Genomic DNA, 12,215 nt, shown 5'->3' with positions numbered 1-12,215 from the left:
ATGCCGTTGCGCTCCCGAGTCACCGACGGCTGGCGCAGGGGAATGTCCGCATGAGTATCTGGCTTGCCGAAATCCTCCGCGCCTGGCGCGGCAGCCTGCGCCGGCCCGGCTTCATGCTGCTGGCCAGCGGCGTGCTGGCGCTGGGCATCGGCGCCAGCGTGGCGGTGTTCGTGCTGATCGCCAACACCTTGTGGCGCCCGTTGCCGGCGCCCCAGGCGGACCGGCTGGTGGTGATCGGACCCCTGCACGGCAACGCGCAGGTCGGCTCCATCTCGCCGCACGAGTACCAGTCGCTGGCGGCACCGGCGGGGCTGGCGTCGATGGGGCTGGTGCACATGGGTACCGCGGCGAACATCGCCGGAGCGGGCGCGCCGTCGCAGGTGCCGCTGATCGAGATGGATCGCGGCCTGTTGCCCACGCTGGCGCTGCATCCTGCGCTGGGCCGCAATTTCAGCGTGGAAGAGGATCGCCCGAACGGGCCGAAGGCGGTGCTGCTCGGTCATGGTCTGTGGCAACGCGCCTACGCGGGCGACCCGGGCGTGGTGGGCCGCACGCTGAAAGTGGAGGGCGTGCCCCACACCATCGTGGGCGTGCTGCCGGCGGCCTTCAACACCTTGCTGGGGCCGGGCGACGTGGTGCTGCCGAGTGCGTTGCCGGCGGTGAGCCGCGACTACAACCACAACGGCCACCAGGTGATCGCGCGCCTGGCCGATGGCGTGGACATCGCCACCGCGTCGGCGCAGGTGGATGCCGCCGAGCGCACGATGTTTCGCGACATGGGCATGGGCGGCAACTGGAAGAAGCCGCGCTTCGGCGCGCAAGGCTATGCCGCCGCGTTCCAGCAGGAGGCACGGCCGTTGCTGCTGCTGTTCCTCGCCAGCGCGGCGCTGGTGTTGCTGATCGCCCTGGTCAATCTGGCCAACCTGATGATGCTGCGCGCGCTGGCGCGCCAGCATGACGTGGCGGTACGCCATGCACTGGGCGCGTCATGCTGGCGCAGCCTGCTGCCGGCGCTGGCGGAGGGCCTGCTCATCGGTGTCGTGGCGGCGTTGGCGGGCATGGCGCTGGCGCTGGTCGGGCTGGCCTTGCTGCAGGGGGCCATTCCCGCTTCGTGGCGCTGGGGCGGCCAGGTGCAGGTGGGCGCCACGGCTTGGCAACTCGCTTTCGGCATGGGTTTGCTGGGCGCGGTGCTGGCGGCCGCGTTCGGCGTGCTGCGCAACCGGGGCGCGGCCAGTGTCGAGGCATTGCGCGAAGGCGGGCGCAGCGGCGTCGGCATCGACCGTGGCCGCCTGAGCCGCGGCCTGGTGGTGGCGCAGGTGGCGCTGGCGACCGTGCTGCTGTGCGCCGCCGGCCTGCTCGTGCGCGCCATCGGCGATGCCTCGCGGCAGCCGCTGGGCTACACGGAAACCGGCGTGCTCACGTTCGAACTGGCGCCGGTGAAAGGCCACTATCCGGACACCGCGTCGATGCTGGCCATGACCCGGCAACTGGTCGAGCGCCTGCGCATCCTGCCCGGCGTGAGCGCCGCGGCGGTGACCACCAACCTGCCCACCAGCGACGACATCTTCGGCTCGTTCAACAACGGCATGCGCACGCCCACGGGCGGTGAATTCCAGTCGCAGGTGAAGGGCATCGGCACGGACTATTTCAACGTGTTCGGCATGCACCTGCGCGAGGGACGCGACTTCGCGCTGACGGACCAGCAAGGCGGTGCGCCGGTGGCGATCGTCAGCCAGGATCTGGCCGACCAGTGGTATCACGGTCGCGCGCTGGGCCAGCAGCTCGACATCGAGGTGAGCAATGCGGCACCGGTGCCCATGCGCATCGTCGGCGTGGTGCCCCGCACCTGGCAGCGCGGCCCGCTGCATCCGCCGCTGCCGGTGGTGTACCTGCCGCTGGCGCAACTGCCGGCGCCCACGATGGCGATCTTCCGCGAGCTGGAACCGCTGCGTTTCGCGGTGCGCGGCCACGGCAATCCGGATGACTGGCGCGCCGGCGTGCGCGAGGCGGTGGCTGCGGTGGCGCCCGAGCAACCCATCGCCAGGCTGCGCAGCATGCGCAGCATTGTCGAGCAGACCACCGCCGACGCGCGACTGAACCTGCTGTTGATCGGCGTATTCGCCACGTTGGCGCTGTTGCTGGCCGCGGCCGGGTTGTATGCGGTGATGGCGGTGGCGGTGGCCGCGCGCGAACGCGAATTCGGCGTGCGCATGGCGCTCGGTGCGCAGCCCTCGCGGCTGGTCGCCCTGGTGCTGCGTGGCGGCCTGCTGCAGATCGCGGCGGGGCTGGTGCTGGGCGTCGGCATGGCGCTGGTGTTCACCCGCCTGTTGCGCGCGCTGATCGAGCAGCTCGGTCGCCGCGCCTTCGATCCGTGGGCGCTGGCCGGCGTGTGCGTGGTGCTGGCCTTCGCCGGTTTGCTGGCCTGCCTGGTGCCGGCGCTGCGCGCCGGTCGAACCGATCCCATGCGCGCCTTGCGCGGAGAGTAGCGACGATGAAGCACATGACGCGGGAGCTTTCGCGATGAACATCTGGCTGGCGGAAATCTGGCGTGCCTGGCGCGCGAGTCTGCGGCGTCCCGGTTTCCTGCTGCTGGCTGCGGGCGTGCTGGCGCTGGGGGTCGGCAGCACCGCCGCGGTGTTCACCCTGATCGACCAGGTGCTGCTGCAGCCGCTGCCGGTGCCGCAGGCCTCGCGGCTGCTGGTGGCCGGTCCCTGGAACGGCGACCATGTCAGCGCGGTGTCGCCGCAGCAGTACCAGCACATGCAGTCGCTGGAAGGCGTGCAATCGCTCGGCCTGATCCAGGATGGCCCGAAGTTGAACATCGCCGGTGGCGGCCAGCCGGAGCTGGTGCCGGCGAGCTACGCCGATCGCGGCCTGCTGCCGACGGTCGGTCTGTCCCTGCAGCTTGGTCGCAACTTCAGCGCCGAGGAGGACCGGCCGCACGGGCCGCAGGTGGTGATCCTGGGCCACGGTTTCTGGCAGCGCCGTTATGGCGGCGACGCCGGCGTGATCGGCCGCAGCATTTCGATCGAAGGCACGCCGCGCACCATCGTCGGCGTGTTGCCGCAAGACTTCGCCGCGCTGGGCTTCGCGGGCGACGTGGTGTTGCCCGCCGCGCTGCCGCCGAACACCGTCAATGACGGCACCAACTACATGGCGCTGCTGCGCCCCAACGCCGGTGTGGCCGCCGCCACGGTGGCGGCCGAGGTCGACACGCGCCTGCACGCGATGTACGTCGCGCTGGGCAACGATGACTGGAGGCGTGCCCACTTCGGCGCGCAGCCGTTCAGTGCCTGGCAGCATGCCGATGCCGGCCACGTGCTGACGCTGTTCCTCGCCAGTGCACTGTTCGTGTTGCTGATCGCCCTGGTCAACCTGACCAACCTGATGCTGCTGCGTGCGCTGTCGCGCAGCCACGATGCCGCGGTGCGCGGTGCACTGGGCGCGCCGATGTCGCGGCTGGCATTGCCGGCGCTGGCCGAAGCGCTGCTGGTCGGCGTCGCCGGTGCGCTGGTCGGCATGCTGCTGGCGATGATCGGCCTTGGCGCCTTGCAAAGCCACATGCCGGCGGAGTGGTTGCCGAATGGTCGGCTGCATTTCGATGCCGCGACATGGCTGCTGGCCCTGCTGGCCCTGCTGGTCGGGCTGGGCGGTGCGCTGCTGGCCGCGGCGCTGGGTCTGTGGCGCGGGCGCCGCGTCACCGGGATCGACGAACTGCGCGAAGGCGGACGCAGCGGGCTGGGCCCGCACAGCGGTCGGCTGGGCCGCGTGCTGGTGGTGGCCCAGGTGGCGCTGGCGACCGCGCTGCTCAGTGCCGCGGGCCTGTTCCTGCACACGCTGTACGACGCCGCGCGCACGCCGCTGGGTTTCGACAGCGACGGCATCCTCACCTTCGAGCTGGCGCCGGTGCTGGCCGACTATCCCGACGCCGCCGCGGTGGAGCGCCTGTCGACGCGCGTGCTTGAACGTCTGCGCGCGATACCCGGCGTGACCACGGTGACCTCCACCACCAATCTTCCGGCGGACCTGTGGAGTGGCCAGTTCAACCTCGGCGGCCTGCACCTGCCCGGTAGCGGGGAGATGTTCAACACGCAGTACCGCGGCGTCGACCCCGACTTCTTCGCGCTGTTCGGCATCGCCACGCATGAGGGGCGCACGTTCGGTCGCAACGATATCCGCGGCGGCGAGCCGGTGGCGATCATCAACCGGGCGATGGCGCAGAAGCACTATGGCGGCCAGGCCCTCGGCAAGCTGATCCAGCGCGGTGAGCGCGGCGACCATGCCGGACTGTGGTCGGCGCGGATCGTGGGCGTGGTCGGTGACACCAACCAGTTCGGTCCGCTGGAAGAACAGCCGGAAGTGCTGTACGTGCCGCTGGCGCAGATGACCGACAACGCCATGGCGATTTTCCGCAGCTTCGAACCGATGCGCTTCGCGCTGCGCGGCCATGGCGACCCGAACGCGTGGCGCGATGCGCTGGCGGCGGCGGTGACCGCCGTCGCGCCGAACCAGCCGATCGCCAACGTACGCAGCATGCAGGGCATCGTGCGCAGCACCACTGCGGACATGCGCCTCAACCTGTTGTTGGTCGGCATCTTCGCCGCGCTGGCGCTGCTGCTCGCCGCGGCCGGCATGTACGCGGTGATGGCGGTGGCGGTGGCCGCCCGCGAACGCGAGTTCGGCGTGCGCAGCGCGCTGGGCGCCTCGCCATGGCGCTTGATGCGACTGGTGCTGCGCGGCGGGCTGTGGCAGATCGGGCTTGGCCTGGTGCTGGGCGTCGGCCTCGCGCTGGGACTGTCCGGCGTGCTGCGCGCGGTGCTCGAAGACATCGGCCGCGGCGCGGTCGACCCGGTGGCCATCGGCGGCGTCTGCGCGGTGCTGGCCGTGGCCGGTGTGCTGGCCTGCCTGGTGCCGGCGCTGCGTGCCGGCCGTGTTCATCCGATGCGCGCGTTGCGGGGGAGCAGGGAATGATCGTGCGCGAATTTCGCGGTGCATGGCGGCGGTTGCTGGCGCGGCCGGGTTACACCTGTCTGTCGACCGGCATGCTGGGTGTCGGCCTGGGCGTGCTGCTGTTTCTGTTCAGCCTGATCGACACCCTGGTCCTGCAGCCGTTGCCGTTCCCGCATGCCGATCGGCTGCTGGCGATCGGCGAGGTGCACGACAACGGCAGCGGCATCGGCGATATCGAGAGCAGCCAGTACCTCGACCTGCATGGCCGACTGCAGGGACTGGATGAGGATGGCGCCTATGCACCGGTCGGCCTGGGCATGGACCATGGCAACGGCACCAGTTTTTACAGCGGCACCTTGTGGACCTCGTCGATGATGGATCTGCTCGGCGTCAAGCCGTTGCTGGGGCGCGGCTTCGGCGCGGCGGACGACGTGCCCGACGCCGCCCCGGTGGTATTGATCGGCGAGACCTTGTGGCGGCACGAGTTCGACGCCGACCCCGCGGTGATCGGGCGTGCCGTGCGCGTCAATGGCGAGTGGGCGACGGTGGTCGGCGTGCTGCCGGCGGCGTTCGGCTTTCCGGGTGTCAGCCAGCTGTGGATGCCGCTGCAACCTCGCGCAGGGCAGCACGATTCCGTGTACATGGTCGGGCGGCTCGAGCCCGGTGTCAGCCTGGTCCAGGCGCGTTCGCAGCTGCTTGCGCTGGACGGCCAGCTGCGGCAGCGGTCGAGGTCGTGGCAGATGCAGCAGGCCCTGACGGCCAAGCCGCTGGCGGTGAGTTTTGCACCCGAAGACATGCTGCGCTGGGTCTGGCTGATGTTCGCCGCCGCCGCGCTGGTGTTGCTGCTGGCCTGCGTCAACGTGGCCAATTTGCAACTGGTGCAGACCCTGAGCCGGCGTCGCGAGCTGGCCTTGCGCAGTGCGCTGGGCAGCAGCCGTGGCCGGCTGATGCTTGGCGTGCTGGCGGAGAGCCTGATGCTCGGCATGATGTCGCTGGCCCTGGCGCTGCCGATCGTGCACTGGGGCAATCGCTGGATCATTTCCGCCTACATGACGGCGGACCGGCAGGCTCCCGGCTTCCAGCACTTCGGCATCAGCGGCGGCGTGCTGATGTTCGCTGTCGCCGTGGCGTTTTTCACCACGGCGCTGGCCGGACTGATACCGGCGTGGCGCGCCTCGCACGCCGACATGCAGGATGCGTTGCGCGAAGGCAGCAAGGGATCGGGCGGCGCGTTCGCGCGTATCGCCAAAAGCCTGGTGGTGATGGAAATCGTGCTGACCGTGGTCCTGCTGGTCGGCGCCGGCACCTTCGTGCGCTCGCTGAACCAGCTGCTGGCGGTGCCCGCGGCCGGCGGTGGCGATGCCAGCCATGTGCTGACCGCCGAGGTGGCGCTGCCGCCGAAAGCGTATGCGAAGGACGAGCAGCGCATCCGCTTCTTCAGCACGCTGGCCGAACGCCTGCGCGCGGACCCGCAGGTGCTGGATGCCACGGTGGCCAACACCGTGCCCGGCGCGCGGCTGGGCAGCCACGAAATGATCGGCGCGAAGGGACGCTCGCGTCCGTCCGGCGGCTGGACCGAAGCGCAGATGGGTATCGTCGACGGGCACTTCCTCGACACCTACGGCGTGCACCTGCTGTCCGGCCGGTTCTTCGATACGCGCGATCGTGCCGACAGCCAGCCGGTCGCGGTGATCGATCACAAGACCGCCGTCGCACTGTGGCCTGGCCAGGAGGCGGTGGGCCAATCGCTGGTGCTCTATCCCGAGCAGCCGTGGGCGACCACCGTCACCGTGATCGGCGTGATCGAGCCGCTGCAACTGGATACCCAGATGGAGCGATCGGTGCCGGGATTCCTGGTGCCGCTGCAGCAATCGCAAGGAATGTCGCCGCTGGCCGCCGTTGGCCTGGCCGTGCGCACGCGGGCGGATGCCCATGCCTACGGGCCGCGCCTCACGGCGCTGGTGCGCAGCGTGGATGCGCAGGCCGCCGTGCACTACGTGCACAGCCAGTCGCACCTGATGGCTTCCGGACGGATCGGCTTGCTGGTGCTGACCCAGGTGTTCAGCGCGCTGGGTCTGATCGCGCTGCTCCTCGCGGCCGCCGGACTGTATGGCGTGCTGGCCTTTTCGGTGGCGCAGCGCACGCGGGAATTCGGGATACGCCGCGCGATCGGTGCGGGCAACGCCGCGATCGTGCGCGAGGTCGCGCGGCAGTTGCTGTGGCAACTGGGCCTCGGGCTGGGCATCGGCCTGCTGCTGGCGTGGCCGTGGTCGGGCCTGCTGGCCGACCCCAACCTGCACACGCAGGCGCATGACATGCGGGTGTTCGTGCCGGTGCTGCTGGTGGTGGCGCTGGTGGCGATGTTTGCGTCACTGCTGCCGATGATTCGCGCGCTGCGCGTGGCGCCGGCCATTGCGCTGCGCTACGACTGATGCGCTCCTGCGCGCCGGAGCCGATATGCTTTGCTGAACCCGTGAACGGAACGACATGACACGCGAATCGAATCCCACCGTCCTGCTGGTCGACGACCAGGCCGACGTGCGCGAAGCCTTGCGCCTGCTGCTGAAGTCCGAGGGCTTCGCCAGCGTGGGCGTCGACGGCCCGGCGGCCGCGCTGGAAGCGGTGCGCCAGCGCGATTTCAGCTGCGCGCTGATCGACCTCAACTACACCCGCGACACCACCTCGGGCGAGGAAGGCCTGGCCCTGCTCGATGCGTTGCGCCAGCACGTGCCGGAGCTGCCGGTGGTGGTGATGACCGCGTGGGGCAACGTGCCGCTGGTGGTGGATGCGCTGCGCCGCGGCGCCGGCGATTTCATCGAGAAGCCGTGGGACAACGCGCGCGTGCTCAGCATCGTGCGCACCCAGATCGCGCTGGGCGAGGGCGCGCGGCGGCAGCGCCGGCTGGAGGCGGAGAACGCGCTGCTGCGCGGTGGCGGCGAAGCGTTGATCGCCGAGTCGCCGGCGATGCGCCGGGTGATGGAGCTGGTGGCGCGGGTCGCGCCCAGCGACGCCAACGTGCTGGTGCTGGGCGAGAACGGCACCGGCAAGGGCGTCATCGCGCAGGCGCTGCACGCGCAGTCGCGACGCGCGGCGAAGGCGCTGGTCAAGGTCAACATGGGCGGCATCGCCGAGAACGTGTTCGAGTCGGAAATGTTCGGCCACGTGCGCGGCGCGTACACCGACGCCAAGAGCGAACGCATCGGCCGTTACGAGCTGGCCGACGGCGGCACGCTGTTCCTCGACGAAGTGGGCAACGTGCCGATCTCGCAGCAGCCGAAGCTGCTGCGCGTGCTGGAGGATGGCGAGTTCGAGCGGCTGGGTTCCTCGCGCACGCAGAGCGCGGATGTGCGGCTGGTCTCGGCCACCAATGCCGACCTGGCCGTCGAGGTGGAGGCGGGGCGCTTCCGCAAGGACCTGCTGTATCGGCTCAACACGCTGGAAATCCGCCTGCCGCCGCTGCGCGAACGCCGCGACGACATCCTGCCACTGGCGCGCAGCTTTCTCGAACGCAGCGCCGTGCGTTATGGCCGTCACGATCTGCGCCTGGCGCCGTCGGCCGAGCGCGCGCTGCTGGCCTGGCGCTGGCCGGGCAACGTGCGCGAGCTGGGCCACCTGATGGAACGCGCCGCGCTGCTGGCCGAGCAGGATCTGGTCAGCGACTCGGCGCTGGCTTTCGGTCCCGGCCCGGGTGGCGGCACGGCGGCGGCGTCGACCGAGCTCGACGACATGACCATCGACCAGGCCGAGGCGCATCTGGTGCGACGCGCGCTGGAACGCCACGATGGCAACCTGCAGCATGCCGCCGATGCGCTGGGGATCACCCGCCAGACGCTTTACCGGCGCATGGAAAAACACGCGCTGCGCGATCCCGCCAGTGACGACGATGGCTGAACCCGTGGCCAGGGCGTCATCGCGGCGCCGCGCGCGCATGCCCGCATTCGAGCGGCGCGTGCTGTCCGGCGGCTGGCTGGTGGCGTTGCCTGCACTGGCGGCGCTGGCGATCGTGCTGCTGACGGGGCGGCCCGAGGTCGAACTGTGCTGGCTGCTCGCCGTCGCCGTGCTGGTGCTCACCGCGATGCTCGCCCGCTGGCAGCACCGGCGCGTGGTGTATCCGCTATACACCCTGGTCGGCCTGCTCGAAGCGTTGCGCGAAGGTGACTACAGCCTGCGCGGGGTGAGCGGCGGCGTGCTGGGCGAGGCGATCTACGACATCAACGCGCTGGCCGACCGGCTGCAGCGCGAGCGCCTGCAATCGGAGGATTCGGCGCGCCTGCTGGGCAAGACGCTGGCCTCGCTGGATAGCGCCGTGTTCGTGTTCGACAGCGACGTCCGCCTGCGCCTGCTCAATCCCGCCGCGCAACGCCTGCTCACCGGCGAGCGCCATGCGCTGATGGGTCGCCGCGCGGACGAACTGGGCCTCGATGCGCTGCTCGCCGCGCCATCGGCGCAGGTCGTGCGGCACGTGTTTCCCGGCCGCAGCGGCCGCTTCGAGATTCGCCACGCGCCACTGCGCAACGAAGGCCGCAACGGCCAGCTGCTGGTCGTCAACGACGTCGGCCGCGCGCTGCGCGAGGAAGAGCGCCAGGCCTGGCAGCGGCTGCTGCGCGTGCTTGGCCACGAGGTCAACAACTCGCTGGCGTCGATCCATTCGCTGGCCGGCACGCTGGCCAGCCTGGTCGCGCGCGAACCGCTTCCCGACGACTGGCGCGAGGATGCCCGTGGCGGCCTGCAGGTGATCGGCAACCGCGCCGAATCGCTGGCCCGTTTCCTGGCCGGCTACAGCAAGCTGGCCGCGCTGCCGCCGCCGCAGAAGCGGAGCGTCGACCTGGCCGAGCGCATCGCGGCGGTGGCGCGGCTGGAGCAGCGCCTCGTCGTGCGCGTCGAAGACGGGCCGCCGCTGTCGCTGCAGGCCGATCCCGACCAGCTCGAACAGGCGCTGATCAACCTGCTGCGCAACGCCGTCGAGGCGAGCCTCGACGGCAAGGGCGAGGTGGTGATGCGCTGGCGCAGCGAGGGCGAGCGTGTGCTGATCGAGATCCTCGACGATGGCCCCGGCCTGCCCGGCAGCGACAACCTGTTCGTGCCGTTCTTCACCACCAAGCCCGGCGGCTCCGGCATCGGCCTGGCCCTGGTGCGGCAGATCGCCGAAGCACACGAAGGCGGCGTCAGCCTGGGCGCCCGCGAAGGCGCGCCCGGAGCCGTCGCCCAGCTGTGGTTGCCGCTGGAGCTGGCGCGCGACTAGCCGGCGTCGCCTTCGGTGTACTTCTCGTGCAGCGCCACCGGCGCCACCTGCCGGTTCGCGCGCCGCCGAATCCACAGGTTGATCAGCTCCACGAACACCGAGAAGGCCATCGCGGCGTAGATGTAGCCCTTGGGAATGTGCTGGCCGAAACCATCGGCCACCAGCACCAGGCCGATCATGATCAGGAAGCTCAGCGCCAGCACCTTGACCGTGGGATGGCGCTCCACGAATTCGCCGATCGGCCGGGCAAACGCCAGCATGAATCCGATCGAGGCGAGGATCGCGGTGACCATCACCCAGCGCTCGTCGACCATGCCTACCGCGGTGATGATGGAGTCCAGCGAGAACACGATGTCGAGCATCATGATCTGCACGATCACGCCGCCGAACGTCGCGGTGGCGGCGCCCACGGTCACCTGCTCGCTGGCGCCTTCCAGCTTCTGGTGGATTTCGTGGGTGGCCTTGCCGATCAGGAACAGGCCGCCGCCGACCAGGATCAGGTCACGCCACGAGAAGGCGTGGCCGAACAGCGAGAACAGCGGCGCGGTCAGCCCGACGATCCAGGCGATCGCCATCAACAGGCCCAGCCGGGTGATCGCGGCCAGCACGATGCCGAGGCGGCGCGCCTTGTCCCGTTGCTCCGGCGGAAGCTTGCCCGCCAGGATCGAGATGAAAATGATGTTGTCGATGCCGAGCACCAGCTCCAGTGAGGTCAGCGTCGCGAGGGCGATCCAGATTTCGGGATTGGCCAGTGATTCCATGGGGATCTCTTTGAGGTGGGTGGCTGCAGGACAGGCTGGTCACGCGGTGGAGCCACGGCGTCAAAGGCGTTCGTGATGGACGCAGCTTCGCCGTGGGACGGCGAAGGTCTTGCTCGCAAACCTGGCGGTTTGCCGCTGCACCGGGGTCAAGCCCGTATTGACGGTGACAGCGAGTGGGAGCTACTCCCCTTCACGGCTGATGCTAGCACGCGTTCGTGCGCGTCACGCCGACATGCCTTCCCGCAGCGCCGCGATGCGTTGCGCCCGCGGCAGGCGTTTCCAGGCCATCTCCAGCCGCAGCGCGTCGCCGTGGCTGGCGACCCACACCCAGCCCAGCAACTGCCGCGGCGGATTGGAACGGGTGAAGCGGGCGCCCTTGCCGGCGAGGTGCTTCGCGTAGCGCTGCGCGGGATCGCGGGCGATGCCGGTGTAGACGCGGCCATCAGCGCATTCGAGCAGGTAGACCGCCCAGGCGTTGGCGCCGGGGGCGTCGCTCATGGCCTCATGCCCACTCGATCAGGCCTTCAACCGCACAGAGCTGCTTCCACGACGGACGGCCCTTCAGTCGCGTGGCCAGTGCGGCCAGATGCGGCCAGCTCGTCGCGGGCTTCGGCATGTTGCGCGACCAGCGCATCAGCATCAGGGCGTAGAGGTCGACGATGCTGAAGCGCTCGCCCAGCATGTACGGGCCTTGCGTGGCGAGGTGGGCATCGAGCTGCGACCAGCACTTCTCGATGCCGATGCGCGCGGCTTCCTTCACGGCATCGCTGGCGTCGGGCAGGTGGTCGCCGGGGTAGAACCACTGGCGGAACAGCGGCTGCAGCGCGTTGGCCAGGTGGAACATCCGCTGCAGGCAATCGGCACGTTGCGCGCTGGCCAGCGCAGGCGCCAGCGCGGCCTCGGGATGCCGTTCGGCCAGCAGTATCGCCAGTGCCGCCGCTTCGCCATGCGGCACGCCGTCGACGACCAGGGTCGGCACCACGCCGTTCGGGTTCAGTGCGAGATAGGCCGCGCTGCGCTGCTGGCCGGCGTCCAGGTCCACGCGCTCCAGCACGTGTGGCGCGCCGATTTCGAGCAGCACCAGATGCACAAGCATGCTGGCCGCACCGGGGGAGTAGTAGAGCGTGTACATGGCGAGGTCCGCGAATGAGTCAGCGGATGATACGACGGGGAAGCGGCGGCCCCCATCCGCCCTTCGGGCACCTTCCCCCGTTGCACGGGGGAAGGAAGCGGTGGGGCCCCGACGCATGCTCCCTTCCTCC

At 70.1% G+C, this 12,215-nt stretch carries 8 protein-coding genes; 5 read left to right on the top strand and 3 right to left on the bottom strand.

The window, feature by feature from the left end:
• The first annotated feature begins 50 nt into the window (after positions 1–50).
• From AC3A56_RS05835 to AC3A56_RS05815, 5 genes are read left to right on the top strand one after another with little or no spacing between them, the layout of a single operon-like run.
• Entirely contained in the window at positions 51–2,486 is a 2,436-nt protein-coding gene (locus AC3A56_RS05835) for an ADOP family duplicated permease (protein ID WP_487769659.1), read from the top strand.
• 34 nt (positions 2,487–2,520) lie between these two features.
• On the top strand, positions 2,521–4,971 hold the full coding sequence (locus AC3A56_RS05830) for an ADOP family duplicated permease (RefSeq protein ID WP_056763890.1): 2,451 nt from the start codon (positions 2,521–2,523) through the stop codon (positions 4,969–4,971).
• Positions 4,968–7,382: an ADOP family duplicated permease gene (locus AC3A56_RS05825; RefSeq protein WP_056716868.1), complete on the top strand. Its 2,415-nt coding sequence runs from the start codon at positions 4,968–4,970 to the stop codon at positions 7,380–7,382. Before AC3A56_RS05830 ends, AC3A56_RS05825 begins: the two co-directional genes overlap by 4 nt.
• Before the next feature lie 55 nt (positions 7,383–7,437).
• On the top strand, positions 7,438–8,841 hold the full coding sequence (locus AC3A56_RS05820; RefSeq protein WP_056716867.1) for a sigma-54-dependent transcriptional regulator: 1,404 nt from the start codon (positions 7,438–7,440) through the stop codon (positions 8,839–8,841).
• Positions 8,842–8,878: 37 nt separating this feature from the next.
• Entirely contained in the window at positions 8,879–10,192 is a 1,314-nt protein-coding gene (locus AC3A56_RS05815) for a sensor histidine kinase (RefSeq protein ID WP_056716864.1), read from the top strand.
• Here the strand turns inward: AC3A56_RS05815 and AC3A56_RS05810 are convergent.
• The 3 genes from AC3A56_RS05810 to AC3A56_RS05800 all read right to left on the bottom strand — a co-directional run bounded on the left by AC3A56_RS05810 (position 10,189) and on the right by AC3A56_RS05800 (position 12,085).
• Complete coding sequence (locus AC3A56_RS05810) at positions 10,189–10,953, bottom strand: TerC family protein (RefSeq protein WP_487769658.1); 765 nt, start codon at positions 10,951–10,953, stop codon at positions 10,189–10,191. The two genes, AC3A56_RS05815 and AC3A56_RS05810, sit on opposite strands and share 4 nt — an antisense overlap.
• Positions 10,954–11,175: 222 nt before the next feature.
• On the bottom strand, positions 11,176–11,451 hold the full coding sequence (locus AC3A56_RS05805) for a GIY-YIG nuclease family protein (protein WP_487769657.1): 276 nt from the start codon (positions 11,449–11,451) through the stop codon (positions 11,176–11,178).
• 4 nt (positions 11,452–11,455) lie between these two features.
• Positions 11,456–12,085 carry a glutathione S-transferase family protein gene (locus AC3A56_RS05800; protein ID WP_487769656.1) on the bottom strand — a complete coding sequence of 210 codons (630 nt, stop codon included), beginning with the start codon at positions 12,083–12,085 and terminating at the stop codon, positions 11,456–11,458.
• Positions 12,086–12,215 lie beyond the last annotated feature (130 nt).

This window comes from Rhodanobacter sp. Soil_C_14, assembly GCF_057657335.1.
The sequence above is the reverse complement of the archived record's forward strand: the minus strand, read 5'-3'. Positions and strand labels throughout refer to the sequence as shown.